The following is a 25,887-nucleotide window of genomic DNA, read 5'->3' on the forward strand; positions in this document are numbered from 1 at the left end:
CGCAGGCGTGCGATCAGCGCCCCGGTTCGTCGTTCCACAGCAGCTTGTGCAGCTGCATCTGAAAGCGCACCGGCAGGCGGTCCTCGACGATCCAGTCCGCCAGGTCGCGCGGCGACAGCTCGGACTTGCTGGGCGAGAACAGCACATCGCAGCGTTCGGCCAACCGGTGCTCGGTGAGCATGTCGCGCGCCCACTCGTAGTCGGCACGTCCGCACAGCACGAACTTGACCTGGTCGCGCGCAGTAAGCAGCGGCAGATTCTCCAGCCGGTTGCGTGCCATTTCCTTCGAACCCGGCGTTTTCAGATCGACCACGCGCGACACGCGGGGATCGACATCGGCGACATCCAGCGCACCGGAGGTTTCCAGGGACACGTCAAAGCCTGCATCGCAAAGCTTCTTCAACAGCAGCAGGCAGCGCTTCTGCGACAGCGGTTCGCCACCGGTGACACAGACGTGCCGGACGCCATGGCCTGCGACCTCGGCAACGATGTCGTCGATCTCGCGCCACTGCCCACCGTGGAAAGCGTAGGCGGTATCGCAGTACTGGCAGCGCAGCGGGCAGCCGGTCAGGCGGACGAAGACCGTGGGCCAGCCGACCGCATTCGCCTCACCCTGCAGGGAAAGGAAAATCTCGGTGATCTTGAGGCGTTCCAGCGGGGACTGGACGATCTCGCTGGGGCGGGCGGCGTCGTTCATGGGGTGCGCATGATACGCCCTGGCGGCCCGACGTCTCCGCTATGGGCCGCCGGACACCGCTGACTCAGCGCAAACGGCCGATCTGGATGGCACGCAGGCGGTCGTCGGCCGTGCGGGCGACATCGGTGCCCGGGTACTTGGCGATGACCTCGCCGAGCGTGCGTTCGGCCTCGGGCAGCTTGCCCAGCCCGTAATCGCACAGACCGATCTTCAGCAGGGCGCCCGGCGCCTTGTCGTGCGTCGGGTACTGCGCCAGCAGCGCGCGGAACTGATCCGCGGCCAGCGCGTAATTCTGGGTGACGTAATAGCTTTCGCCCAGCCAGTACAGCGCGTTGGGCGCGTATACGCCACCGGGATAAAGCTGCAGGAAGCTGGTGAACAGCTGTGCCGCATCGGCGTACTCGCCGGCCTTCAACCGGTCGAAAGCGACGTTGTAGGCGGTGCGCTCGTCGCCGGTGGCGGACATGGCGCCCATGTCACCGTGGACACTGGGGGGGCGTTCGGCGGTGGCTGCCGCGACAGGCGCCGGCGCGGTGGCCGGCGCGGAGACAGGGGCAGTGCCGAGGGGCGGAGCGGCAGGCGTGGTGCCGGCCGGAGCCGGTGCGGCGCCGCCTTCCAGACGGTTGAGACGACCGTCCAGATCGAGGTACTGGTCGCGGCCGCGCTGCTTGAGCTGCTCGTTCTCGTTCTGCAGCTGCTCCAGCTGGGCGCGCATCTCACGCAGCTCCGCTTCCTGCTGGGTGACCTTGTTGAGCAGGTCCAGGTTCTGCTGCGGATTGTTGGCCTTCGCTTCCAGCGCGGCCACGCGATCGGCCAGGCTGACGCGTTGCGCGTGCGCGGGAGCGGCGGCCACGAGGGCCGCCGCCAGGACCAGCATGTACGTCTTCTTCGCGATCATCGTGACGATGACGGCTTACTTCGCCGTGTAGACGATCTCGACGCGACGGTTCTGCGACCAGCAGGACTCGCTGGAATCGGTGCAGACCGGACGCTCTTCGCCGTAGCTGACCACGGTCAGCTGGCTGGCCGAACCACCGTTCGCCTGCAGGGCCGAGTTCACGGCATTGCCGCGGCGCTCGCCCAGGCCCAGGTTGTACTCGCGGCTGCCGCGCTCGTCGGCGTGGCCTTCCAGCGAGATGCGCGAGGACGGACGGTCACGCAGGTACTTGGCGTGGCACGCCATGATGGCCTGGAACTCCGGCTTCAGGGCGTCCTGGTCCAGATCGAAATACACCACGCGCTGGCGCAGGCAGGCGTCGGTATCCAGATCGTCCGGGCCATACAGGCCGGAGGTGGTCGGAGTCGTCGGGGTGGTCGGGGTGGTGGTCGTGGTGTCGGTCGGCGCGGTCGGCTTGACGTCCTTCTTACAGCCAGCCAGCACGGCGACGGACATCATGGAGAGCAGCAGAACACGGGTGGTCTTGTTCATGATCATTCCTTGCGTCGTTTGAACGGGGGATCGGTGGAACCGGGGAGCACATTGTAGACACAAAATTAACGCTGGGTGCGGTAGGGCGACCACGCCGGCTCACGGACATCGGCATTCGCGACCACCAGACGCTGGCGTACGCGCGCATCGGCCGAGACCGCATACAACACACCGCGTCCGCCTTCGCGCGCGGCATACAGCACCATGCTCGCGTTGGGGGCGAAGCTCGGAGACTCGTCCAGCGAGCCCGGCGACAGCGACGTCCAGCGGGCACCGCCCAGGCTGCTGTCCATCAGGGCGATGCGGTAATTGTTGCCGCTGCCCTGCACTACCGCGATCTTCTTGCCATCGAAGGCAAGGCTGGCGGTGGCATTGTAGTTGCCTTCGAACGTCACGCGGCTGGCACTGCCACCGGCAGCCGGTACGCGATAGATCTGCGGACGACCACCGCGGTCGGAGGTGAAGTAGATGCTGCTGCCGTCCGGACTCCACACCGGCTCGGTATCGATCGCGGACGTGGTGGTCAGCTGCCGCAGCGAACGGCTGCCCAGGTCCATCACGTAGATCTCGGGGTTGCCGCTGCGCGACAGGGTCAGCGCCAACTGGCGACCATCGGGCGAGAACGAAGGCGCGCCGTTGATGCCGCGGAAGCTGGCGACCTTTTCGCGCGCGCCGGTCGAGATGTCTTGGATGTAGATGGCCGAGTTGCCGCTTTCGAAACTGACATAGGCCAGCTTGCGGCCATCCGGGCTCCACGACGGCGACAGCAGCGGCTCGGCCGAGCGCACCACCGTCTGCGGGTTGAAACCGTCGGAGTCAGCGACCATCAGCGCATAGCGTGTCGCCTTGCCGGTGCCCGCGGCGGTGACATACGCGATGCGGGTCCAGAACGCGCCGCGCACGCCGAGGATCTTCTCGTAGATCGCATCGGCCATCTGGTGGGCGACATCGCGGAGCGCGTTGGCGCGCGCGGTCTTGACCTCGCCCAGCAGCCGCTCCTGCTTGGCCACGTCGAACAGCTCGTATTCCACCCGGTAGCTGCCATCGCCGGCATCAGCCACGCGGCCGACCACCAGGTAATCCTGCCGCAGCGCGCGCCACGTCGGGTACTGGACCTCGCTACCCCGCGTAGGGCGCTCGGTGATGCGGGCCTCAGGGAGGGTGCGGAAAGCACCCGAGCGCTCGAGGTCGGCACGGACCACGGCCGATACATCGGTCGGCGGCGCCGCGCCACCCTGGTAGGGCATCGGCACCACCGTGATGGGCAGGGCCGAGGCGTTGCCGCCGATGATGTCGATCTCCAGCCCCTGCTGCTGGGCGGATGCCAGCGCGGGGACGAGAGCGAGCAGGAACAGGGCAAACCAGCGCAGCGGTTTCTTCATGGGCAACGGCTCTGCGGTTGAACGGGGCGGCAAAGGGATACCAGCCCACGCGTGAACGTTTTAACAATTGTGAACGGAGTGCGGCGAAACGCCGCGTGAAGTCAGCGGTCCCGGGCTTCGAAGTTCAGTGTCAGGGTCCGGGCGAACACCGATTCGTAGCCCCGATACGGCAGCGGCTGGGCTTTCAGCACGGCGCGCTCGACCGAATCCTGGCCCGCGGCATCCATCGCGCAGCCCGGCTGGACCTCCGCACTGACCACCTCGCCTCCCGGTAGCTGGCGGATCACGACCCGGCAACGCGTCCCCACCGGGATCGACTCGGGCCGCGTCCACTGGCGCAGCACCGCCTCCTGGATGGCGGCGGCGTAGCGACCCCGCAGGTCCTCGTCGGTGCCGCCGCTACCAGCCGGACCGGCGGCGGGCGCGGTCGTGGGCGTCGCCGCACTGGCGGCCTGCCGCGCACGCGCATCCGCCAGCTGGCGAAGCTTCTGTTCGGCCAACTGCTGCTCACGCTGGGCCTGCGCACGCTGGCGACGGATGTCCTCGATCTTCTTCTGGCGCTCGGCTTCAGCCTTCTGCGCCGCCTCGGTGGCGACGCGCTTCTGCCGGTCCTCTTCCTGCTGGGCGGCCAGGCGACGCTGCTGCTCGGCCTGCTCCTGGCGCTTACGTTCGGTCAGGTCGATCTGTTCCTGACGACGCTTGGCGTCCTGTTCCTGGCGCGCCTTCTCCTGCGAAAGGGCATCGCGGCGGGCTTCGTCCTGGTCGATATCGTCCGGGACCGGGATGCGCTCCTGCGCCTGCGCCTGCCGCTCGACCGGGGCGTCCTGCGGCGCAGGTTCGGGGATCGGCTGCGGCGGCGGGATGGTGTCCTCGGGTGCCGACTCCTGCACGGGCTCGGGCACCGGCTCCGGCTGGAAGTCGAGCGCGCGCTCGACCGCGCGCTGGTCGGCGGCGGATACGTCGAGCGTGGCCTCCATCGACTGCGAGCCCGCGGCATTCAGGCGCTCGCGATCCCACTTGAAGTAGGGCGACACCAGCAGCACGACAAGCAGCAGGACGTGCAGGCCGATGGCCCACGCCACCGCCCGGCCCAGCCCCTCGTCCTGCGGGGGGCGCTGGCGCTGGATCACCTCAGCGTGCATTGCCACCCGCGTTGGTCATCAGGCTGACATTGCCGACCTTGGCACGGCGCAGCACGTCCATCGCGTCGAGCACCTTCTGGTACGGCGCGGCGCCTTCGGCGGCGACCATGATGCGCAACTCATCGCCCTGCTCGGCGCGGATGCCAGCGACCTGTGCCTCCAGCGCGGCCGCATCCAGCACCTGCGGCTGTTTGGCCTCCGGTAGCTTCAGGCCATAGCGGCCATCCGGATAGGCGATGACGATGACGGGCTCGTTGCGCGTCTCGACCGCTTTCGCGTTCGACGACGGCAGTTTCACGTCCACGCTCAACGTGAGCAGCGGTGCGGTCACCATGAAGATGATCAGCAGCACCAGCATCACGTCGATGTACGGCACGACGTTGATCTCGGACTTCAGCTTGCGCCGCTTGCGATGGATGATGCTTCCGGCCATGGGCAGCTCCGCTTACTCGCCCGAATTCTGGCGCTGCAGGATGGAACTGAACTCCTCGGCGAAGCTCTCGTAGCGCACGGCCAGCCGCTCGACGCGGGTGGTGAAACGGTTGTAGGCCCACACGGCGGGAATGGCGACGAACAGGCCGATGGCAGTGGCGAATAGCGCTTCCGAGATACCCGGCGCGACGGCGGCGATGCCGGCCTGCTCACCGCTGTTGAGCATGTCGTGCATGGTCACCATGATGCCGAACACCGTGCCGACCAGGCCCACGTAAGGCGCCGTCGAGCCGATGTTGGCCAGCAGTTCCAGGTTGCGCTCCAGCTGGTCGACTTCGCGCGTGTAGGTCACGCGCATGGCGCGCTGGGCACCTTCAAGCTGCGCGCGTCCGTCCAGTCCGCGCTTGTCGCGCAGGCGGGTGAACTCACGGAAGCCCGCTTCGAAGATCGCTTCCAGGCCGGTGACCACGCGGTTGCGGTCGGCGGCGCCGGCATAGAGCTTGTGCAGTTCGGCACCGGACCAGAACCGGCCCTCGAACTCGTCGGCGTCCCGGTTCGCGGTCTTGAACACGCGTCCCTTGCGGAAAATGATCACCCAGCTGATCACCGATCCGACCAGCAGCAACAGCACGATCAGCTGCACCGGCAGGCTCGCCTTGAGCATCAGGTCGATGTAGTTGATCCCGCTGTGCGTGGTGGCGGCGGCAGCCTCTGCGGCGGCAGCCGTGGTTTCCGGGGGCAGCGCCTCCGTCACGACTTCCTGGAAGGCCAGCAGCGTTGCGATCATCCGTCGTTCCTCGTCTCTCGGTTCGTATTGCGTATCGGGTTAAAGCGGCTGGCCCGGGTTCTCGAGCCGGCGGAACTCTTCGTACAACGTGTCAGGCAGCCCAACGGGTTTGAACGTCGACGCGCGCAGCGCAGCGACCTTCACTTCGGCGGTCAGCAGCACCTCGCCGTCCCGTTCGATGGACTGGGCGAAGACCACGCTGGCCCGCTTGCACTGGTGGATGCGCGCGCTCACCTGCAGCAGATCATCCAACCGGGCGGGGCGCAGGAAATCCAGACGCATCGCGCGGACGGCGAACACCAGGTCGTGGGTCTGGCGCAGTCGCTCCTGGGCGTAACCCCCGGCCCGCAACCATTCGGTACGGGTCCGTTCCAGGAAGGCGACATATTGCGCGTGGTACACCACGCCACCGGCGTCGGTATCTTCCCAATAGACGCGTGTCGGAAAGATGAACGGAGCCGCATCCACGGCGATCGTCGTCGAATCAGTCGTCAAAGCATGCGCTCCCGCACGGTGTGGTGCATACCAACCTGAAACCAGTCGGGCTCAGAACAGTTCGCCGGACGCGTCGCCCGATTCCGGCACCCTGCCCTTCGGCGTCAGTCCCAGATGCAGGTAGGCTTTGCGCGTGGCCATGCGGCCGCGTGCGGTACGGATCAGGAAGCCCTGCTGGATCAGGTAGGGCTCGATGACGTCCTCCAGCGTGCCGCGCTCCTCGCTGAGCGCCGCCGCCAGCGACTCCACGCCCACGGGACCGCCGTCGAAGCTGTCGATGATGGTGCGCAGCATGCGGCGATCGAGTTCGTCGAAGCCCTCCGGATCCACCTTCAGCATCCGCATCGCGGCGCGGGCGACATCCACGTCGATGTGGCCGTTGGCCTTGACCTGGGCGTAGTCGCGTACGCGACGCAGCAGGCGGTTGGCGATGCGCGGCGTGCCGCGTGCGCGACGGGCGACCTCGGCGGCACCTTCCGGCACGCAGTCCATGCCGAGGATGCGGGCCGAGCGCTGCACGATGCGGGTGAGCTCCTCGGGCGAGTAGAACTCCAGCCGCTGCACGATGCCGAAGCGGTCGCGCAACGGCGCGGTCAGCAGGCCGGCGCGCGTGGTGGCGCCAATCAGGGTGAACGGCGGCAGGTCGAGCTTGATCGAACGCGCGGCCGGGCCCTCGCCAATCATGATGTCGATCTGGAAGTCTTCCATCGCCGGATACAGCACTTCCTCGACTACCGGTGACAGGCGGTGGATCTCGTCGACGAACAGCACGTCGTGTGGCTGCAGGTTGGTCAGCAGCGCGGCCAGGTCACCGGCCTTCTCGATCACCGGGCCGGAGGTCACCCGCAGGTTCACGCCCAACTCGTTGGCGATCACGTGGCTCAACGTGGTCTTGCCAAGGCCCGGCGGCCCGAAGATCAGCACATGGTCGAGCGCCTCGCCACGCCCCTTCGCCGCCTGGATGTAGATGTCCAGCTGCTCGCGGACAGGCTTCTGGCCCAGGTACTCGTCCAGTCGCTTGGGGCGGATGCTGGCCTCGATGGCGTCGTCTTCGCGCGTGGCGGACGAGTCGATGATGCGGTCGGCGGTCATGCGCCCATTATGACGGAGGGATCCGTCCCGCGGCCGCTCGATCAGACCGCGACGGCACCGCCCGTTCGTGACCCGCGCGTCAGTCGCAGATACGAGACGTGCCACAGCCACTCGAGTGGCCCCCGCTTCGCATGCCGCTGCCACAGGTGGGCGAATAGCATCACGCAGGCCGCGACCAGCAGATAGATCCCCACGGTGGCCGGCACCGACCAGGCCTCGGGCACGCGTCGCGCCAGACCCAGGCCCCAGTCGTAGCACAGCACCGATGCCAGCAGGTTCTGCAGCACGTAACCGCTCAGCGCCATGCGCCCTACCTCGGCCAGCCTGCGCCCGAGCACACCGGGCTGCGGGCGCCGGTGGAAAGCCTCGGCTACCGCCGCAAGCAGGCCCATCGCGACAAACGGGGCCGTGCCGTAGCGCCCGGCCATGATCCCGGCATCACTGCCGAACACACCCAACGCCATGTCGAGGGGCCATGCGATGCCGAGCCCCACCCCCATCAGCCAGCGGCGCAAGCGTGCACCTCGCGCTTCGAAGACCCCCGCCTCCAGTAAGCGCGCGCCCAGCAGGAACAGCGCCACGCTCATCGGCGCGATGAAGAACATCTCTTCGCGGAACAGCCAGACGTGCTCGATGCGCGACCGCACCATGTCCCACCAGCCCGATCCGCCGGCAGCGGTCTCCCCAGTCGAGATATCGCCCCCGAAGACCGCCAGTGCCAGTACCACCAGACCCAGGAACATGAAATGCACGCTGGCGGCGACCGCCAGCCACGCCGTCCTGCCGCGGCTTCCCAGCCGCAACATGAAGGCAACGACCACCGAGGTGAGCGCGTAGCCCATCAGCACGTCGAATTCGACGACGAACAGATAGTTCAGCACGCCATCGAGAAACAGCAGCGCCGCACGCACCAGATACGGACCCGGCCAGCGGATGCCCGCGGCGATCGCGGACCGCTGCTGCAGGGCGATGCCCATGCCGAACATCAGCGCCAGCAGCCCGAGGAACTTGCCCTGTGTCAGCTGCTGCAGGGCGAGCACACCCCAGTGCATGTCGTCCGACTGGCCCCAGCCAGTTTCGAGATAGCCCAGCAGGCCGCCGGGATACATGAAGATCCAGATGTTGGTGCCCAGCGTGCCGAGGATCGCGATGCCACGGAGGACATCGAGTACCGTCAATCGGTCATGCACTGGCATCCGGCATCCTGGCGTGGGCGATGACCGAGTGTACGGCACCGCCTCGCCCGTCATGCGCGGTCAGATCTCGACCTGCGCGCCCAGTTCGACCAGCCGGTTGCCGGGAATGCGGAAGAAGCCGGTCGCCGGCGCGGCATTGCGGTGCATGACCGCGAACAGCTTGTCGCGCCAGATCGGCATGCCACGGCGACGGATGGCGACCACGCTCTCGCGACTGGCGAAATACGTCGTGTCCATCGGATCGAAGTAGATGCCGCCCTTGTCGCACGAGCGCATCAGCGCCGCCGGCACGTCCGGCGTCTCCATGAAACCGTAGCGCACGATCACGCGATAGAAGTCGTCGCCGATCGATTCGATCTTCAGCTTCTTCGCCGGCGGCGCATACGGCACCGTCAGCGTCTCGACGGTCAGGAACACGTTGCGCTCGTGCAGCACCTTGTTGTGCTTGAGATTGTGCAGCAACGCGTGCGGCACCATGCCGGTCTGTGCCGTCAGGAACACAGCGGTTCCCGGCACCCGCACGGGCGGTGCCAGCATCAGGCCGGGCAGAAAGGTATCCAGTTGGATGCCGTCCTTGCGGATCTCGGCCGTCAGCAGTTCGCGGCCGCGACGCCAGGTGCGCAACAGGGTGAACAGGATCGTGCCCAGCACCACCGGGAACCAGCCGCCCTGCAGGATCTTCGCGCCGTTGGCGATCACGAACGCAACGTCGGCGACGAGGAACAGCGCGCACAGCGGCAGCACCCAGCGGCGCCATTTCGGCCACAGCGCGCGCGCCACGATGGCCAGCAGCAGCGTGTCGATCAGCATGGTGGCCGACACCGAGATGCCGTACGCCGTCGCCAGCGCAGACGAACTGCGGAACGCCAGCACCAGTCCGATGACGATGATCATCATCATCCAGTTGATGCCGGGGATGTAGATCTGGCCGATGGTGTCGTGCGAGGTGTGCTTGATGTGCATGCGCGGGATGTAGCCGAGCTGCATGGCCTGGCGCGCGATCGAGAAGCCGCCGGTGATGACCGCCTGCGACGCGATCACCGTGGCCGCGGTGGCCAGCACGATCATCGGGATGCGGCCCCACTCGGGCACGCCAATGTAGAACGGATTCTTGATCGCGGCCGGATTCTCGAGGATCAGCGCGCCCTGCCCCAGGTAGTTCAGCATCAGCGCCGGCAGCACGAACCAGTACCACGCCAGCCGGATGGGCCGTGCGCCGAAGTGGCCCATGTCGGTATAGATGGCTTCGCCACCGGTCACTGCCAGCACCACGGCACCCAGGATGAAGATGCCGTGCCAGTGGTGCGTCAGGAAGAAATTGACCGCCCATACCGGGTTGATCGCATGCAGCACCTCGGTTTCATGGGTGATGTTGATCACCCCCAGCACGGCCAGCACCAGGAACCAGGTGACGGTGATCGGGCCGAAGACCTTGCCCACCTTGGCGGTACCGAACCGCTGCGTGGCGAACAGGCTGACCAGCACCAGCAGCGTGATCGGCACGATCCAGCTGTGCATCTGTGGCGCGACGACCTCCAGGCCTTCGACCGCCGACAGCACCGAGATGGCCGGCGTGATCACGCCATCACCGAAGAACAGCGATGCGCCGAAGATGCCGAGAATGCCCACCAGGTACGCCGATCGCGACCCTTTGGCCAGGCTGCGCTGGGCCAGCGCCATCAGCGCCATGATGCCGCCCTCGCCCTCGTTGTCGGCGCGCATGATGATGGTGACGTACTTGATGGTGACCACCATCGTCAGCGCCCAGAACACCAGCGACAGCACGCCAAGCACGGTGTCGTGGTTGGCGACCAGGCCGTAGTGGCCGGAGAACGCTTCCTTCAGGGTGTACAGCGGGCTGGTGCCGATATCGCCGAACACCACGCCGATGGCGCCGATGACCAGGGTGGCGAGACTGGCATTGCCGTGCCCGTGGTGATGGCCATGGGAGGCGGGCGACGCAGGATGCGAAGGGGTGGACATGGCGGCCGGAAGGGTAGCGCTGTGAAAGTGAAGGGATGCTCTAGGGCAACGGTCAGCGCAACGCGGACTGCAAGGCCTTGCGGATGATCATGGCCGCATCGTCGCCGGGCGCGGCGGCATCGCGCGCCATGCGGGCGGCTTCAGCCGGCTTGTAGCCCAGTTGCTGCAAGGCGATCGTGGCTTCGGACTGCGGATCGACCGGCAAGGCGGTAATGCCACCCACGCCCGTGCCCATCAGGTCCGCGGCACGATCGCGCAGTTCCACCACCATGCGTTCGGCGGTCTTCTTGCCGATGCCCGGGATGCGCGTCAGCGCGGTGATGTCGCCGGCCTGCACCATGCGCGCGAACTCGTCCACGCTGGCGCCGGACAGCACCGCCAGCGCGATCTTCGCGCCGATGCCGGTGACCTTCTGCACGTCGCGGAACAGCCGGCGCTCGCCTTCGCGCAGGAAGCCGTACAGCGACACGCTGTCTTCCTTCTGCGCGTAGTGGGTGAACAGCAGCACTTCGCGACCGACGTCCGGCAGGTCGTAGAACGTGCTCATCGGCGCTTCCAGCTCGTAGCCGACACCGCCGACATCGATCACCAGCCAGGGCGGCGACTTGTACGCCAGGATGCCGCGAAGACGTCCGATCATTTCCTGCTCCAGGCCAGTTGCGAACTCACGCCCAGGCGCTTGGCCGTGGCGCGCACGTGTGCGTGGGTGATGGCGACCGCCAGTGCATCGGCGGCATCGGCCTGCAGCTTGCCGTGCAGGTTCAGCATGATGCCGACCATGTGCTGGATCTGCGTCTTCTCGGCACTGCCGCGACCGACGACGGCCAGCTTCACTTCCTTGGCCGCGTACTCGTGCACCGGCAGGTCGCGCAGCACGACCGCGCTGATGGCGGCACCACGCGCCTGCCCCAGTTTCAACGCCGAGTCGGGATTGCGCGCCATGAACACTTTTTCGATCGCCACTTCGTCCGGCTGCCAGGTCGTGATGACGGCAGTCAGTCCGTCCAGCAGCACGCGCAGCCGCTGCGGAAAATCCTCCGCCCCCAGCAGCACCAGCGGCGCGTGGTGGACATGGGTCACCTTGCCCGCGGCATCGACATCGATGATGCCGATGCCGGTGCGCTGCGAGCCGGGATCGATGCCGAGGATGCGGGTCACGGGATCAGCTTACGCGTACGCGTCGGCGCCCAGGTCGGCATTGGAATAGACGTCCTGCACATCGTCCAGGTCTTCCAGCATGTCGAGCAGCTTCTTCACCTGCAGGGCGGTTTCGCCCTCCACGCTGATGTCGTTGTCGGCGCGATAGGTGGTCTCCGCATGGTCCGGCGCCAGGCCGGCGGCCGTCATCGCATCCTTCACCGCCTGGAAGGCGTCGGGCGTGGTGACCACGTCGATCGAGCCATCGTCCGGATACACCACGATGTCGTCGGCGCCCGCCTCGATGGCGGCTTCGGTGATCTTCTCTTCGTCGGCACCCGGCGCGTAGCTCAGCACGCCCAGGCGCTTGAACATGAAGGCGACCGAGCCTTCGGTGCCCATGTTGCCGCCGTGCTTGCCGAAGGCGTGGCGCACTTCGGCCACGGTGCGCACGCGGTTGTCGGTCAGGCAGTCGACGATCACGGCGACGCCGCCAGGGGCATAGCCTTCGTAACGGATTTCCTCGAACATCACGCCTTCCAGCTCACCGGTCGCCTTCTTGATGGCGCGCTCGATGACGTCCTTCGACATGTTGGCCGACAGGCCCTTGTCCACCGCCGCGCGCAGGCGCGGGTTGTTGGCCGGATCACCGCCGCCGGCGCGGGCGGCCACACCGATCTCGCGGATGATCTTGGTGAAGATCTTGCCCCGCTTGGCGTCGGTGGCGTTCTTGCGGGCTTCGATTGACGGGCCTCTGCCCATGGTGACATCCGGAGTGCACTGACAAGGGCGCGGATTATACGCGCGCCCGTGCGGGCGTCAGTCCTGCCCCTCGAAACGGCCTTCGCGCAGGAAACGGGCGGCCTGGCGCGCGGCGTCGGCGGAAAACACCAGGCCGGTATGGCTGGCGGGCACGATGCAGTGCGCAGCGAGCCCGGGCAGACGGGTCTCGGCCAGGCCCACGGTGCCGTCCGAGGCATCGTCGAAGCGGGCGATCAGGCGGCCGATGCCGCGGGCGACATTGCCCGCCACCATGCCGACCGGCACCGTTCCCTCCCACGGCGGGCAGCCGGCCTGCAGCAGGCCCGCGCTTCGGCCCAGCACAGGCGCGGTCCACCGGCGCTGCCCGAGGGTGCGCGCCGTGTGGCTGCCCAGCAGGGGCGAGCCCAGGCAGACCACGCGTTGCACCGGCAGATCGGGCGCGCGCCGCAGCGCTTCCAGCGCGACCAGGCCGCCCAGGCTGTGGCCGACGACATGCACGGGGCCGCCGTTGCGCAGTCGCGCCGTCAGCGCGGCGATGGCCGGTTCGGGGCCGCCGACGATGCTGGGGTAGCCGAAGACATCGACCTGGAATCCCTCGCTGCGCAGCCGCCGCGCCAGTGGCATCAGCCAGGAGCGGGCGTTCCAGATGCCGTGTACGAGCACGATGCGCGACGCGGGTTCTTCCGTGACATGTTCCATGCCGCCAGTGTCGTTCAAGCGGGCGGCATCCGCCAACGTCCTCAGGGCTTCTTTTCGGGCGGCGGCGCCTTCACCGTCACGCGCGCGCCCGCTTGCAGCAGCGCGTTCGGTGCCAGCACCACGCGGTCGCCGACGGCGAGGCCATCCAGCACTTCCACTTCGCCACCGAGATCGCGGCCGAGCAGGACGGGTTTGAATTCCAGCGTCGAGTCGGCACCGACGCGCGCCACGCGCGAACGTCCGGCCGGTCCCGAGATCGCCGACAGCGGCACGATCACCGCAGGCGCGGCACGCGGCACCTGCAGGCTGACCTGCCCGACCATGCCGGCGGGAATGCGGTGTTCGGGATTCGGCAACCGCAGTTCCACGCGCATGCCGCCGGCATCGTCGGAAATGCTCTGCGCACTGCGCACGATCTCCGCATCGAAACGCTGACCGGGCAGCTCGGGGAACGCGACGCCCGCCTTCAGGCCCGGGCGCACCTGTAAGGCCGCGCCCTGCGGCACGTCGACCAAGATGCTCAGCGGATCGAGCGCGTTGAGTTCGAACAACGGTGTCGCCGTGGCGGCATCGCCAACCACGCGGTCGCCGCGATCCACGTTGCGCGCGGCGATGACGCCCGCGAACGGCGCGCGCACCTGCTGGAAACCCTGGCGGTCGCGTGCGCTGTCCAGTCGCGCCTGCGTCGCCGCCAACGCCGCCTGCGCGGCATCGCGATTGGCGCTGCGATCACTGAAGAGTTCACGCGAGATGGCGCCGGACTCCACCAGCGCTGCGGCACGGTCATAGTTCACGCGGGCGAGTTCGAGCGACGCGCGTGCGCGCACCAGTTCGGCCTGCGCTTCGCGCACCGACTGGTCGGCTTCCGGGTTGGCGATCACCGCCAGCACCTGGCCGGCCTGCACCGCATCGCCCAGGTCCACACGCCGTTCGGTGACGAAGCCGGTGGCGCGCGGATAGATCTGCGCGGTCTCGCCGGCCAGCGCGCGTGCCGGCAGCGTCATGGTGAACTCGGCCTCAGCTGCGCGCGCCTGCGCGGTGAGCACCTCCGGCACGGCCTGCGCGGCGGGTGCTTCCGCTTCGCCACGGCTGCACGCGGACAGCGCAAGCGCCAACGCAGTGAGGATCAGGGCCGGCGTCCGCCGGTGCGGGACTGGCATCGCGGTCATATCGCAACTCCATCGGCGGGTTCTGCGCCGGGTTCTGTACGGGATTCTTGCTGGCGACGCTGGCGGCGGCCGAGCACGGCGAGGATCGACGGCACGATGACCAGCGTGGCCGGCGTGCCGAACAACAGGCCACCGATCACCGCGCGGCCCAGCGGCGCGTTCTGTTCGCCACCCTCGCCCATGCCCAGCGCCATCGGGATGATGCCCAGCACCATCGCCGCGGCCGTCATCAATACCGGGCGCAGGCGCACGGCAGCGGCTTCGTACGCGGCCAGTTCGGGATCGTGCCCGTCGGCGATCAGGCCGCGGGCGAAACTGGTCACCAGCACGCTGTTGGCCGTGGACACGCCGATCACCATCATCACGCCCATCAACGCGGGCACGCTGAGCGGCGTGCCGGTGACCAGCAGGCCGACCGCGGCGCCGGCAATCGCGATCGGCAGTCCCGACATCGCCACCAGCGGCTGGATCCACGACTGGAAGTTCACCACCAGCACCAGGAACACCAGCACCGCCGACATCAGCAGGCCGCTGGCCAGCTCGCCATAGGCGTTCTGCATCTCGCCCGCCTGGCCGACGATCTCGATGCGGTTGCCCGGCTTCAACCGTGGCTCCAGCTCCTTCACGATGCCGCCGAGTGCGGTGTAGACCGCGCCCAGGTCGGTGCCCTGCACGTTCGCCATCACGCTGACGGTAGGCGCCATCATCGTGCGGCCGACACTGGCCGGCACCGTGCGCGGCGACACCTGCGCGATGTTGCGCAGAAGCACCGTCTGGCCGTCCGCGCCGATGCGCAGTGGCGTGTTGAGCAGGGTCTCGATGCCGGACAGGCTGGCCGGCGGCGCCTGCACCTGCACGGTGTAGGACGTCGCATTGGCCTGGTCCACCCAGTAGACCGGACTCACCGTGCCGGCCGAACCGAGCACCGCCAGCACCGCACGGCTCGCATCCTGTGCACTGATGCCGAGTTGCGCCGCACGCGTACGGTCGATGGCGATGTAGTACTCGGGCAGGTCCAGCACCTGGCGCAGCATCACGTCGACCGCACCGGGTACGTCGCGCAGGCGCGATTCCAGTTCGCGCGCCAGCACCAGGTTGCCGGCGGCATCGCGACCGTTGACGCGCACTTCCAGCGCACCGACCGCGGAGCCGGCCAGCGTGCGGCTGGTGGCATCGGGTGGACGCTCGAACACCTTCACGTCCGGATACTTCTGCGCCACGCGCTCGCGGATCTTCGCCAGGTAGTCCGCGCTGGGGCCATGCGGGCTGCGCAGCTGGAGCATCACTTCGGCTTCGAACGCGCCGACCACCGCGCTGTCCACCCACGCCAGGTTGACCGCGTCGGGAATGCCGATCTGCTCGTAGACGGTCTGCAGTTCGGCCGCCGGCACGATGTCGCGGATCTCGCGCTGGATGTCGGCCAGCCGCTGCGCGGTCTCCTCCAGCCGCAGGCCGGTCGGCAGGCGCACCTGCAGGCGCACCTGGCCGGCGTCGACATGCGGGAAGTATTCGCGGCCCAGCGACAGCGCCGACACCGCGCCCGCGCCCACCATCAGCAACGCGACAAGCAGCAGCACGCCACCGTGATGGCCCAGCCGCACCAGCAGCGCATGGTGGCGTTCGCGCAATCCGTCGAGCGCGTGTTCGACCTTGTGGTTGACCGCCAGCAGGCGGCGCTCGGCCGCCCAGCGCGGCGCCGCGCGGCTGCGGATGTCGGCCGGCAGCAGCAGGTAGCAGAGCACCGGGATCAGCGTGCGCGACAGCAGGAACGAGGCCGCCATCGCGAAGATCACCGCCAGTGCCAGCGGCGTGAACACCCACGCCGACAGGCCGGTCATCAGCAGGATCGGCGTCAGCACGATGCAGATGGACACGGTGGAGACGAATTCGGGGAACACCACTTCCTTCGCGCTGGCCAGGATCGCGCTGCGCACGTCCTTGCCCTCGGCGATGTGGCGGTTGGTGTTCTCTACGTCGACCACCGCGTTGTCGACCAGGATGCCGATGGCCAGCGCCAGCCCGCCCAGCGTCATCACGTTGAAGGTGTAACCGAGCAGGTACAGCATGGTCACCGAGGCCAGCAGCGCCAGCGGGATCGCCGACAGGACGATCAGGCTGGAACGCCACGAGCCGATGAACACCAGCACCACCAGCGCCACCAGCACGCCCACGAGGACGGCCTCGTGCTGGATCGAGGCGATCGCGTTGTCGACGAACACCGACTGGTCGAAGATCGGCACGATGCGCATGCCGGGCGGTGCGGAGGCTTCGATTTCCGGCAGGCGTTCGCGCACCGAACGGACGATTTCCACCGCGCTGGCGCCGCCCATCTTGATCAGCGCCACCGACACGGCGCTGGCGCCATCCATGCGGGCGATATTGCTCTGCAGCGCGCCGCCGTCACGGACGGAGGCCACGTCGCGCACATAGATGACGTTTCCGCCGCGCGCCAGGATGGGCAGGTCGAGGAAGCCGGCGGCCTCGGCCGGGCTGGTTTCCAGCGCGATCTGCAGCTCGCGCGTGCCTTCGCGGATGGTGCCGGACGGCAGCGTGGGACTGCCGCGCTCCAGCGCACCGGTGACTTGCGCCGGCGTCAGGCCGTAGGTCTGCAGCGCGCGCGGATCCAGGTCGACCATGATCTGCCGCGCCGCGCCGCCGTACGGCAGCGTCATGCGGATGCCGGGAATGGACTGGATCTGCGACCGCAGTTGCAGGCGCGCGTAGTCGAACAGCTGCGCTTCGCTCAGGCCGTCCGACGACAGCACCAGTTGCAGCACCGGCGTACTGGAGAGGTTGTTGCGCACCACCAGCGGCGGCGACGTACCGGGCGGCATGCGCCGCAGGATGGTCTGCGAGACGGCGGTGATCTGCGCCAGCGCGCGCTCCAGGTTCACGCCAGGCTGGAAATCCACCCGCACGATGCCGACGCCGCTCAGGCTTTCCGAGCGGACTTCCTTGATGTCGTCGACGTTGTTGAGGACGGCGATCTCGGAGAACGAGGTCAGCTTGGCCGCCATCTCCGCCGCGGGCAGGCCGCTGTACGTCCAGATGACATTGACCGACGGGATGCCGACTTCCGGCAGGATGTCGGTGGGCATGCGGCGTGCGGACTGCACGCCGAACAGCAGGATCAGGATGGCCAGCACGCCGATGGTGTATCGGCGCGACAGCGCGTATTCGACGATCCACATCGGGATGTTTTCCGTCAGCCTTGGGGGAGGTGATGCCGCCGCATCGCGCAACGCGACGGCACGGATGCACGATAGGACAGCGCGCAGGCTGGCGGTTAGTGCATTGCTGCGCGAAACTTGCCTGATTCTGCAAATCACACCAGCGCGCCGATGCGACCCCACACTTCATCGCGCTAAAGTCACGCTTCACCGCATGGACCCCCACGCCATGAATGCCAACGGTTTCACCGACAGTGTCGCGCACTTGCCGAACCACGCCCCGCAGGCCGAGCTGGCCGACCGGATTGCCCGATTGGCAACCGACGACGGCGTGCATGCCACTGCCATCCCCTCGCTGTTCCTGATGCGCTTCAGCGAACCCCGCCCGTGTGCGGCGGTGCTGTACGAGCCCCGCCTGTGCATCGTGGCGCAAGGCCGCAAGATCGCCATCCTCGCCGGCGAGACCTACCACTACGACCCGCTGCACTACCTGGTGGTGTCGATGACGCTGCCGGCGCTGGGCCAGATCATCGAGGCCACGCCCGAGCATCCCTACCTCAGCCTGCGCCTGGACATCGATATGGAGCAGCTTGGAGACCTGATGCTGGAGACGCCGGCCTCGCGCAGTCCGGAACCCGTCGATCGCGGCCTGTACTCGGCGCGGGCCAGCGGCGCCCTGCTCGACGCGGTACTGCGCCTGATGCGCCTGCTGGAAGAGCCCGAGGATGTGGACGCCTTGGCGCCGCTGATCCAGCGCGAGATCTACTACCGCGCGCTGACCGGCGACCTGGGCCATCGCCTGCGCGAACTGGTCACCGCCGGCAGCCGCTCGCACCGGATCGCGCGCGCCGTGCAGGCGCTGCGCGACCGCTTCCACGAGCCGCTGAGCATCGACGCGATGGCCGAGTCGCTGCACATGAGCGTGTCCTCGCTGCACCACCAGTTCAAGGCGGCCACGTCGATGTCGCCGCTGCAGTTCCAGAAGCACCTGCGCCTGCACGAAGCGCGCCGGCTGATGCTGGGCGAAGGCCTGGAAGCGAACGCCGCGGCACGCCGCGTCGGTTATGAAAGCGCCTCGCAATTCAGCCGCGAATACAAGCGCCTGTTCGGCGCACCGCCGCGCTCGGAGATCGTGCAGCTGCGTGCACAGCCGGCGGCGCAGCAGGACGCCTGATCCGCCTCAGGCCGCTGCCGCGGCCTGGCGCTTCCACTCGCGCGGCGACAACCCGCTGTGCGCCTTGAAGGCGCGCGACAGCGCCGCCTCGCTGCCGTAACCCACGTCGGACGCCACCACCTTCAACGGCTTGCCGTGGCGCAGCGCCTGCTGCGCCAGGCCCACGCGCCAGCCCTGCAGATACTGGCCCGGCGTGATGCCGAGCGCCTCGCGGAAGTGCGTGGCGAACACGCTGCGCGACATGCCGGCGACGCGCGCCAGTTCTTCGAGCGTCCAGTCCTTCGCCGGTGCTTCGTGCATGGCGACGATCGCGTTGCGCAGACGTGGATGCGACAGCCCGGCAAGCATGCCGCCCTTCACCTCGCCGGTTTCCATCAGCTGGCGCAGCACCTGGATCATCACCACCTCGAACAGCCGGTTGACCAGCGCGGTGCGTCCGCAGCGCTGGGTGAAGGCTTCTTCGAACAGCAGCGGCAGCACGTCCTGCGCGCCGTGCAGGCTGGCCAACGGCACGCAGATCACGTCCGGCAGGGCCGCGCTGATCGGATTCTGCGCGCCGCCCTCGAACCGCACGCTGGCGCAAGCCATGTCGGCACCGCGTGCTTCGTCGCTGACGAAGCGGTGCGTCATCGCGCGGGGATAGAGCAGCAGGCTGGGCTCGTCGATGCGCAGCGAGGTGTCCCCATGGAACACCTCCAGCGGCCCGCGCTGGATCAGGTGCAACTGGCCGACGCCGGGCTCGGCCTCCAGCGTGTTGATGCCGCACAGCGCACCCGCGTGGAAGACCTGCGCCGTCACCGAGAAGCGCTCCAGCAGGACAGCCAGTCGATCGACCATGAAGGAACTCCTGATCAAGTTTTCAGGATTCTACATCACCAACCGTACTGACGGACGGCGCAAAGTACACCTCACCGGACGGCCACCCGCCGGACCACCACCCAACCCACCAAGGAAACCGCCATGTCCATCGAAAAGATCCTCTACACCGCCACCGCCACCGCCTCGGGCGGCCGCGAAGGCCAGGCCACCTCGTCCGACGGCGTGCTGGACGTCAAGCTGACCACCCCGCGCGAGCTGGGCGGCGCTGGCGGCGACGGCACCAATCCGGAACAGCTGTTCGCGGCCGGTTACTCGGCCTGCTTCCTCGGCGCGCTGAAGTTCGTCGCCGGCAAGCAGAAGGTCGCCCTGCCCTCGACCACCACGGTCACCGGCAAGGTCGGCATCGGCCAGATCCCCACCGGCTTCGGCATCCAGGCCGAACTGACCATCGCCGCCCCGGGCGTTGCCCGCGAGCAGCTACAGACCCTCGTCGACGCGGCCCACATCGTCTGCCCGTACTCCAATGCCACGCGCGGCAACATCGACGTGACGCTCGTGATCGCCGACTGATCCCCTCCTTCCTGACCCACCACACTTTTGCAGGAACCGACACCATGAACGTCTTCACCCGCACCCTCGCCGTCAGCCTGCTGGCCGTCGCCACCCAGACCAGCCTCTCCGCCCACGCGGCGCCGGCCACCGCGCCGGTCGCCGTCGAGCGCACCGCCAGCACCCTCACCACCGCCGACGGCGTGCAGCTGTACTACAAGGACTGGGGCCCGAAGGACGGCCCGGTCGTTACCTTCAGCCACGGCTGGCCGCTGTCCTCGGACAGCTGGGAATCGCAGATGATCTTCCTGGCCTCCAAGGGCTACCGCGTGGTCGCCCACGACCGCCGCGGTCATGGCCGCTCCAGCCAGCCCTGGGACGGCAATGACATGGACCACTACGCCGACGACCTGGCCACCGTGATCAACACGCTGGACCTGAAGGACGTCACCTTGGTCGGCTTCTCGACCGGCGGCGGCGAAGTGGCGCGCTACATCGGCCGCCACGGCACCAGCCGAGTCAAGAAGGCCGTCCTGATCAGCGCCGTGCCCCCGCTGATGCTGAAGACCGCCGACAACCCGGGCGGCCTGCCGATCGAAGTGTTCGACGGCATCCGCAACGGCTCGCTGGCCAACCGCTCGCAGCTGTACCTGGACATCGCCTCGGGCCCGTTCTACGGCTTCAACCGCCCGGGTGCGAAAGTGTCGCAGGGCCTGATCGACAGCTGGTGGGCGCAGGGCATGCAGGCCGGCCACAAGAACACGTACGACTCGATCGCCGCGTTCTCGGCCACCGACTTCCGCGCCGACCTGAAGAAGTTCGACATCCCCACCCTGGTGATCCACGGCGACGACGACCAGATCGTTCCCATCGATAACTCCGGCAAGGCCTCCGCCGCGCAGATCAAGAACGCCAAACTGCTGATCTACCCCGGCGCGCCCCACGGCCTGACCGACACCCACAAGGACCGCGTCAACCAGGACCTGCTCGACTTCCTGCAGAAGTAAGAACAGACGCACAAACAGCAACGGCCGCTCACGCGGCCGTTTGCTTTTGCTCCCCCACCCCGATGCGCCAGCGAGCCCACCAGACCCGGAGGGCGGCGGACAAGGATGTCCGCCGTTTTCCGCCTCGCCAGGAAGGCGAGTCGGAAAATCCCGATAGCATTCAAGCCATGAGATTGCTTCGTCGGGGAATGGCCTTTCTTTTGGTGACTTTTCTTTGGCCAGACAAAGAAAAGTTACCCGCTAGACCGAAGGGCTAGCGGAAGCTTCCACATCAACCACCAGCAGAAGCATCCCGCCGCAGGATGAACTCATCATCCAGCGTCTTCCCCACCGCGAACTTGTACCCACCCACGCGCGAGAACCCCTGCCGCTCATAAAACCGCTGCGCACCGAAATTCTCCGACCACACCCCGATCCACACCGTCCGCGGCCCATCCCTCAACAACCACCGCTCGACGTCGGCAAACAGCTTCCCGCCCCATCCGCCGTTCTGGTGCGAGGCCAGCACGTACAACCGCTTCAGCTCGCCATCGCCCGCCCGCACCTCCGGATGCGGCAACCCGCACGGCCCGGCGGCGGCATGACCGACGGCCACGCCCTCGTCTTCCAGCAGCCATACCGCATAGTCCGGATGCGCCAGGATCGTCCGCTGCTTGCCGACCTCGTAAGCATCGGCAAGGAACGCGGCCAGATCCTCCGCCGGATACAGATGACCGAAAGTCTCGGTGAACGTGCGCGACGCCAGATCCGACAGGACCGTGGCGTCATCGACGGTGGCGCGACGGATCCGCACGCTTACGCGTCCTCTTCTTCCTCTTCGTCTTCGTCCGCCTCGTCTTCCTCGTCGGCGTCCTCGTCTTCTTCCTCTTCGTACTCTTCTTCGTCTTCTTCTTCGTAATCGTCTTCGCCGAAATCCTCGCCGTCCCAGCGTCCCTGGCCGTCCGGCACGAAGGTCACCGCCATCGCCGCCGGCGACGTGCCGACGCGCACCAGCCAGCCACCGAACACGCGCGCACGCTCCGTCACCAGCGCCGCATCGGCGCCTTCATTGCCCAGGCGTTCCCACTCCAGCGAAAAAGCAACTTCCGTCATTTCTTGAGTTCTCTCGATCAGTCTTTCTTGGGCCGAACCTGGATGTGCACTTCCGCCAGCTGCTCATCCGGGATGGGAGACGGCGCGCCGGTCATCAGGCACTGCGCGGTGGTCGTCTTCGGGAACGGGATGACGTCGCGGATGGACTCCGTGCCGGCCATCAGCGCCGCGATGCGGTCGATGCCGAAGGCGATGCCACCGTGCGGCGGCGCGCCGAAACGCAACGCGTCCAGCAGGAAGCCGAACTTGGCTTCCGCCTCTTCCGCACCGATGCCGAGCAGCTCGAACACCGTGCTCTGCATCTCCGGACGATGGATACGGATCGAACCACCGCCGATCTCGTTGCCGTTAAGCACCATGTCGTAACCGCGCGACACGGCGGTCTTGGCGTTGGCGCGAAGGTCGGCGATGTCGTCCACTGCCGGCGCGGTGAAGGGATGGTGGAGCGCGACGTAGCGCTGCGCTTCGTCGTCCCACTCGAACATCGGGAAGTCGGTAACCCACAACGGCTTCCAGCTGTCCTGGACCAGGCCGAAGTCCTTGCCGGCCTTCAGGCGCAGCGCGCCCATGAAGTCGCTGACCTTGTTGTAGCCGCCCGCGCCGAAGAACACGATGTCGCCGTTGCCGGCGCCGACGTGCTTCAGCAGCGCGGCGAAGGCGTCTTCGGCGAAGAACTTCTGGATCGGCGAACTGACCGCACCGGCGTCGTCGATCTTGATGTAGGCCAGGCCCTTGGCGCCGTACTTGGCGGCATGCGCGGCGTACTCGTCGATCTGCTTGCGGCTCAGCGAAGCACCGCCCGGGATGCGCAGTGCGGCCACGCGGCCATCCGGATCGTTGGCAGCACCGGTGAACACGGCGAACTCGCTGGATTTCACCAGCTCGGCCACATCCACCAGTTCCAGCGCGATTCGCAGGTCGGGCTTGTCCGAGCCGTAGCGACGCATCGCCTCGGCCCACGTCATGCGCGGGAACTGCGCATCCAGCTGCACGTCCATCACTTCGGCGAAGATGTCGCGGATCATGCCCTCGACCGCGTCCTGCACGTCGCGCTCGCGCACGAAGGCGAATTCCATGTCGAGCTGGGTGAACTCGAGCTGGCGGTCGGCGCGCAGCGCCTCGTCGCGGAAGCAGCGCGCGATCTGGTAGTAGCGGTCGAAGCCGGCCACCATCAGGATCTGCTTGAACAGCTGCGGCGACTGCGGCAGCGCGTAGAACTCGCCCGGGTGCATGCGCGCCGGCACCAGGAAGTCGCGCGCGCCTTCCGGCGTGGCCTTGGTGAGGATCGGCGTCTCGATGTCCTGGAAGCCGCGCGCATCCAGCCAGCGGCGCAGCGCCTGCACCAGGCGGATACGGGTACGCTGCTTGCGCTGCATGTCGGGGCTGCGCAGGTCCAGGTAGCGGTACTTCAGGCGGACGTCTTCGCCGGGGTTCTCGTGGTGGTGGAACGGCAGCGGCTCGGCCTTGTTGAGCACGGTGATCTTCGTGGCGATCACTTCCACCTTGCCGGTGCGGATCTTGTCGTTGACGGCATGGCGGGCGCGCACCACGCCTTCCACCTGCAGCACGTCCTCGTAGCCCAGGCTGGCGGCCACGGCGAAGACCTCGGCATTGTCGGGTTCCACCGTCACCTGCACGATGCCCTCGTGGTCGCGCAGGTCGATGAAGCAGACGCCGCCGAGGTTGCGGGCGACGTCGGTCCAGCCGCACAGGGTGACGGTCTGGCCGATCATGGCCTCATCGACGAGGCCGCAGAAATGGGTACGCATGGGGGCTCCACAGGGTCGTCCGGCCGGGGCCGGAAGGGTTGCGACGGCCATGGGCCGCCCTAGCCGGATAGTTTAACCCGTCCCCCGCCGGCCTCTGCCCCCGATTAACACTCCCGGCGTATGCTGGCGGCTCCCCAGGAGGGTGCCGCCATGAAGAAGCCGCTGTTGCAGTCCGTTTTCGTACTGTTGCTGGCCCTGGTGGCCGGCAGCGCCGTCGCCCAGATCACGCCCAAGGCCTACGCCCCGGAAAACCTGCGCACGCTGTCGGTGCAGGACCAGACCCGGGTGATCAGCCTGGAATACTCGGAGCAGTCCCGGGGCCGCCGCATCCCGGACGACCAGTTGCGTTTCTACCTGGACCAGGTCAACCGCTCCAACTGGACCTTCAGCCGCATCAAGCAGGACATCGCCCAGTCGCTGGGCGGCAACAATGGGGGCTGGAACCCGAACCCGCCGCCGGTCACCGGGCAGACCATCGTCTGCGAGAGCAAGGACGGCGATGCGCGCCGCTGCACGCCGCCGTGGCGTGGCCCCTCCCGGCTGGTGCGGCAGCTGTCCAGCAGCCGCTGCGTGGAGAACACCACCTGGAATTCGCAGGACGGCCTGATCACCGTCTGGAAGGGCTGCCGTGGCGAGTTCGCCGCCGCTACCTCGTCGTCCACCGGCACGATCCGCTGTGAGAGCGCAGACGGTCGCGGCCGCACCTGCCGCACGCCGTGGCGTGGCCACTCGCGCCTGACCCGGCAACTGTCCAGCGCGGCCTGCGTCGAGGGCCGCAGCTGGCAGTCGCAGCAGGGCCAGGTGTACGTGGGCAATGGCTGCCGGGCCGAGTTCGCCGCCCGTGATGGTGGCGGGAGTGGCGGCAACAGCAACTACAGCATCACCTGCAGCAGCGCGGACAACCGCCGCAGCACCTGCGCCTACGACGCGCGCCAGGGCCGGCCGATCCTGCAGCAGCAGCTGTCGAACACCAGCTGCCGCGAGGGTTACAGCTGGGGTTACAGCGGCAACCAGGTCTGGGTGGACCGCGGTTGCCGCGGTCGCTTCGGACCGCGCTGAGCCGGGACCTCAATCCTCGTCGTCGGCGCCCCATGGCGCCGGCGGCAACGCGACCGGCGTGGTGAGATCGAACTCCACGCGGAACAGCCGCCCGTTCGGCCGGCTCAGTTCGTAGACGAAGGTCTTCGCCGGCGTCAGCTCCATCGCCCACGTGTTGGTCACCGACGCCGCCAACCCTTCGCGTTCGAACATCGCAATCGATTCGGCGTCCACCGGGAACGCCTGGCGCTGCGCGGTGCCCGCGTCCGCGGTGTCGCCGCCGTACATCGTCACCGGATCGGGACTGCCGTCTTCGTGGCGATGATCGTGCTTGAGCCGCAATCCACCCGCGGTGCGCGTGATCACCCACGTGCGCGAGTGGTCGTCGCCGACATGGAACGGCACGCGGATCTCCTGCGTCGGCGCATCGCATCCACGCACGTGCATGACCAGCGTCTTGCCTTCGAACGGATCCGGCGTGGTCGATGCCGGCTGGTTCGCGGTGATGCGGCCGGCGTAGGCCTTTCCGCAATGCGTCGCCAGCGATGCGAGGAACGCATCCGCGGGCAGCGATGCCTCCTTGCCATGCGCCGAGGTCGCTGCGCTCAACGCCAGCAACGCACAGCCCCATTTCGTCGACAAAGCACGCTTCATTCAGTTTCCCCGTACTGGTGCAAAGATGCTTTATACCGCGCGATCACCGCATGTCGCACGTCGCGAGAGATCCACGCGCCCCACAACGCCATGCAGGCATCACGACATCATGTTCAGTTAGGGCATGGCAGCGTCAGCACATCAGTGTGTCAGGGGATTGACGAAATCATGATGTTTTTGCGACCGAACGCGCCCTCGCGGGCAAGGAGCCGC

General features: G+C 67.6%; 26 protein-coding genes. 4 read left to right on the plus strand and 22 right to left on the minus strand.

Annotated features, from left to right (window positions below):
• Positions 1 to 13: 13 nt before the first annotated feature.
• The 17 genes from queE to IB225_RS06175 form a co-directional block, all read right to left on the minus strand.
• Entirely contained in the window at positions 14 to 697 is a 684-nt protein-coding gene (gene queE, locus IB225_RS06095; RefSeq protein WP_192310299.1) for a 7-carboxy-7-deazaguanine synthase QueE, read from the minus strand.
• 64 nt (positions 698 to 761) lie between these two features.
• Positions 762 to 1,595 carry a tol-pal system protein YbgF gene (ybgF, locus tag IB225_RS06100; RefSeq protein ID WP_225583284.1) on the minus strand — a complete coding sequence of 278 codons (834 nt, stop codon included), beginning with the start codon at positions 1,593 to 1,595 and terminating at the stop codon, positions 762 to 764.
• A 15-nt stretch (positions 1,596 to 1,610) separates the two neighbouring features.
• Positions 1,611 to 2,126 (minus strand): peptidoglycan-associated lipoprotein Pal, encoded by a 516-nt coding sequence (pal, locus tag IB225_RS06105; RefSeq protein ID WP_192310300.1) that lies wholly within the window; start codon positions 2,124 to 2,126, stop codon positions 1,611 to 1,613.
• Positions 2,127 to 2,191: 65 nt separating this feature from the next.
• Complete coding sequence (gene tolB, locus IB225_RS06110) at positions 2,192 to 3,508, minus strand: Tol-Pal system beta propeller repeat protein TolB (RefSeq protein WP_192310301.1); 1,317 nt, start codon at positions 3,506 to 3,508, stop codon at positions 2,192 to 2,194.
• Positions 3,509 to 3,609: 101 nt separating this feature from the next.
• Entirely contained in the window at positions 3,610 to 4,650 is a 1,041-nt protein-coding gene (gene tolA / locus IB225_RS06115; RefSeq protein ID WP_192310302.1) for a cell envelope integrity protein TolA, read from the minus strand.
• Positions 4,640 to 5,083, minus strand: a complete 444-nt coding sequence (locus tag IB225_RS06120; RefSeq protein ID WP_192310303.1) for an ExbD/TolR family protein — start codon at positions 5,081 to 5,083, stop codon at positions 4,640 to 4,642. The genes tolA and IB225_RS06120 overlap by 11 nt, the downstream gene beginning before the upstream one ends.
• A 12-nt stretch (positions 5,084 to 5,095) precedes the next feature.
• The gene (gene tolQ, locus IB225_RS06125) at positions 5,096 to 5,869 is read right to left on the minus strand and encodes a protein TolQ (protein ID WP_192310304.1); all 774 of its coding nucleotides are present in this window, start codon (positions 5,867 to 5,869) and stop codon (positions 5,096 to 5,098) included.
• A 39-nt stretch (positions 5,870 to 5,908) separates the two neighbouring features.
• Positions 5,909 to 6,364, minus strand: coding sequence for a tol-pal system-associated acyl-CoA thioesterase (gene ybgC, locus IB225_RS06130; protein ID WP_225583285.1), 456 nt, complete (start codon positions 6,362 to 6,364; stop codon positions 5,909 to 5,911).
• A gap of 51 nt (positions 6,365 to 6,415) precedes the next feature.
• The gene (gene ruvB, locus IB225_RS06135; RefSeq protein WP_192310305.1) at positions 6,416 to 7,456 is read right to left on the minus strand and encodes a Holliday junction branch migration DNA helicase RuvB; all 1,041 of its coding nucleotides are present in this window, start codon (positions 7,454 to 7,456) and stop codon (positions 6,416 to 6,418) included.
• Between the two features lie 41 nt (positions 7,457 to 7,497).
• The gene (locus tag IB225_RS06140; protein WP_225583286.1) at positions 7,498 to 8,652 is read right to left on the minus strand and encodes a DUF418 domain-containing protein; all 1,155 of its coding nucleotides are present in this window, start codon (positions 8,650 to 8,652) and stop codon (positions 7,498 to 7,500) included.
• A gap of 60 nt (positions 8,653 to 8,712) precedes the next feature.
• Entirely contained in the window at positions 8,713 to 10,635 is a 1,923-nt protein-coding gene (locus tag IB225_RS06145) for a potassium transporter Kup (RefSeq protein ID WP_192310307.1), read from the minus strand.
• A 52-nt stretch (positions 10,636 to 10,687) separates the two neighbouring features.
• Positions 10,688 to 11,275, minus strand: a complete 588-nt coding sequence (gene ruvA, locus IB225_RS06150) for a Holliday junction branch migration protein RuvA (protein ID WP_192310308.1) — start codon at positions 11,273 to 11,275, stop codon at positions 10,688 to 10,690.
• Positions 11,272 to 11,793, minus strand: coding sequence for a crossover junction endodeoxyribonuclease RuvC (ruvC, locus tag IB225_RS06155; RefSeq protein WP_192310309.1), 522 nt, complete (start codon positions 11,791 to 11,793; stop codon positions 11,272 to 11,274). Before ruvC ends, ruvA begins: the two co-directional genes overlap by 4 nt.
• Positions 11,794 to 11,802: 9 nt before the next feature.
• The gene (locus IB225_RS06160) at positions 11,803 to 12,534 is read right to left on the minus strand and encodes a YebC/PmpR family DNA-binding transcriptional regulator (RefSeq protein ID WP_192310310.1); all 732 of its coding nucleotides are present in this window, start codon (positions 12,532 to 12,534) and stop codon (positions 11,803 to 11,805) included.
• A gap of 57 nt (positions 12,535 to 12,591) precedes the next feature.
• Positions 12,592 to 13,233: an alpha/beta fold hydrolase gene (locus IB225_RS06165; protein ID WP_192310311.1), complete on the minus strand. Its 642-nt coding sequence runs from the start codon at positions 13,231 to 13,233 to the stop codon at positions 12,592 to 12,594.
• Positions 13,234 to 13,274: 41 nt separating this feature from the next.
• Positions 13,275 to 14,402, minus strand: coding sequence for an efflux RND transporter periplasmic adaptor subunit (locus IB225_RS06170; RefSeq protein ID WP_192310312.1), 1,128 nt, complete (start codon positions 14,400 to 14,402; stop codon positions 13,275 to 13,277).
• Complete coding sequence (locus IB225_RS06175) at positions 14,399 to 17,593, minus strand: efflux RND transporter permease subunit (RefSeq protein WP_192310313.1); 3,195 nt, start codon at positions 17,591 to 17,593, stop codon at positions 14,399 to 14,401. Before IB225_RS06175 ends, IB225_RS06170 begins: the two co-directional genes overlap by 4 nt.
• Positions 17,594 to 17,801: 208 nt before the next feature.
• Between IB225_RS06175 and IB225_RS06180 the strand changes: the two genes are divergently transcribed.
• Positions 17,802 to 18,746 carry an AraC family transcriptional regulator gene (locus IB225_RS06180; protein ID WP_192310314.1) on the plus strand — a complete coding sequence of 315 codons (945 nt, stop codon included), beginning with the start codon at positions 17,802 to 17,804 and terminating at the stop codon, positions 18,744 to 18,746.
• Between the two features lie 6 nt (positions 18,747 to 18,752).
• On the opposite strand, the gene IB225_RS06185 is transcribed toward IB225_RS06180, so the two are convergent.
• Complete coding sequence (locus IB225_RS06185) at positions 18,753 to 19,583, minus strand: AraC family transcriptional regulator (protein ID WP_192310315.1); 831 nt, start codon at positions 19,581 to 19,583, stop codon at positions 18,753 to 18,755.
• Positions 19,584 to 19,706: 123 nt separating this feature from the next.
• Here IB225_RS06185 and IB225_RS06190 point away from each other — a divergent pair, with 123 nt between their 5' ends.
• Both IB225_RS06190 and IB225_RS06195 read left to right on the plus strand, forming a co-directional pair.
• Entirely contained in the window at positions 19,707 to 20,135 is a 429-nt protein-coding gene (locus IB225_RS06190; RefSeq protein WP_192310316.1) for an organic hydroperoxide resistance protein, read from the plus strand.
• Between the two features lie 44 nt (positions 20,136 to 20,179).
• Positions 20,180 to 21,121 carry an alpha/beta hydrolase gene (locus tag IB225_RS06195; RefSeq protein WP_192310317.1) on the plus strand — a complete coding sequence of 314 codons (942 nt, stop codon included), beginning with the start codon at positions 20,180 to 20,182 and terminating at the stop codon, positions 21,119 to 21,121.
• A gap of 271 nt (positions 21,122 to 21,392) precedes the next feature.
• Here IB225_RS06195 and IB225_RS06200 read toward each other — a convergent pair whose 3' ends face one another.
• Genes IB225_RS06200 through aspS form a run of 3 tightly spaced genes read right to left on the minus strand, consistent with a single transcriptional unit; the run spans position 21,393 to position 23,982 of the window.
• A complete protein-coding gene (locus IB225_RS06200) occupies positions 21,393 to 21,914 on the minus strand; it encodes a GNAT family N-acetyltransferase (protein WP_192310318.1) in 522 nt (173 codons plus the stop codon).
• 2 nt (positions 21,915 to 21,916) lie between these two features.
• Complete coding sequence (locus IB225_RS06205) at positions 21,917 to 22,213, minus strand: DNA primase (RefSeq protein ID WP_175455731.1); 297 nt, start codon at positions 22,211 to 22,213, stop codon at positions 21,917 to 21,919.
• Between the two features lie 17 nt (positions 22,214 to 22,230).
• A complete protein-coding gene (gene aspS / locus IB225_RS06210) occupies positions 22,231 to 23,982 on the minus strand; it encodes an aspartate--tRNA ligase (protein ID WP_192310319.1) in 1,752 nt (583 codons plus the stop codon).
• Between the two features lie 150 nt (positions 23,983 to 24,132).
• Here aspS and IB225_RS06215 point away from each other — a divergent pair, with 150 nt between their 5' ends.
• On the plus strand, positions 24,133 to 25,041 hold the full coding sequence (locus tag IB225_RS06215; RefSeq protein ID WP_192310320.1) for a DUF3011 domain-containing protein: 909 nt from the start codon (positions 24,133 to 24,135) through the stop codon (positions 25,039 to 25,041).
• 9 nt (positions 25,042 to 25,050) lie between these two features.
• Here the strand turns inward: IB225_RS06215 and IB225_RS06220 are convergent, their stop codons facing one another.
• Positions 25,051 to 25,674: a hypothetical protein gene (locus IB225_RS06220; RefSeq protein WP_192310321.1), complete on the minus strand. Its 624-nt coding sequence runs from the start codon at positions 25,672 to 25,674 to the stop codon at positions 25,051 to 25,053.
• Positions 25,675 to 25,887 lie beyond the last annotated feature (213 nt).

Origin of the sequence: Pseudoxanthomonas sp. PXM02 (genome assembly GCF_014851805.1) — a bacterium.
In the GTDB taxonomy this organism is placed as follows: Bacteria; Pseudomonadota; Gammaproteobacteria; order Xanthomonadales; family Xanthomonadaceae; genus Pseudoxanthomonas_A.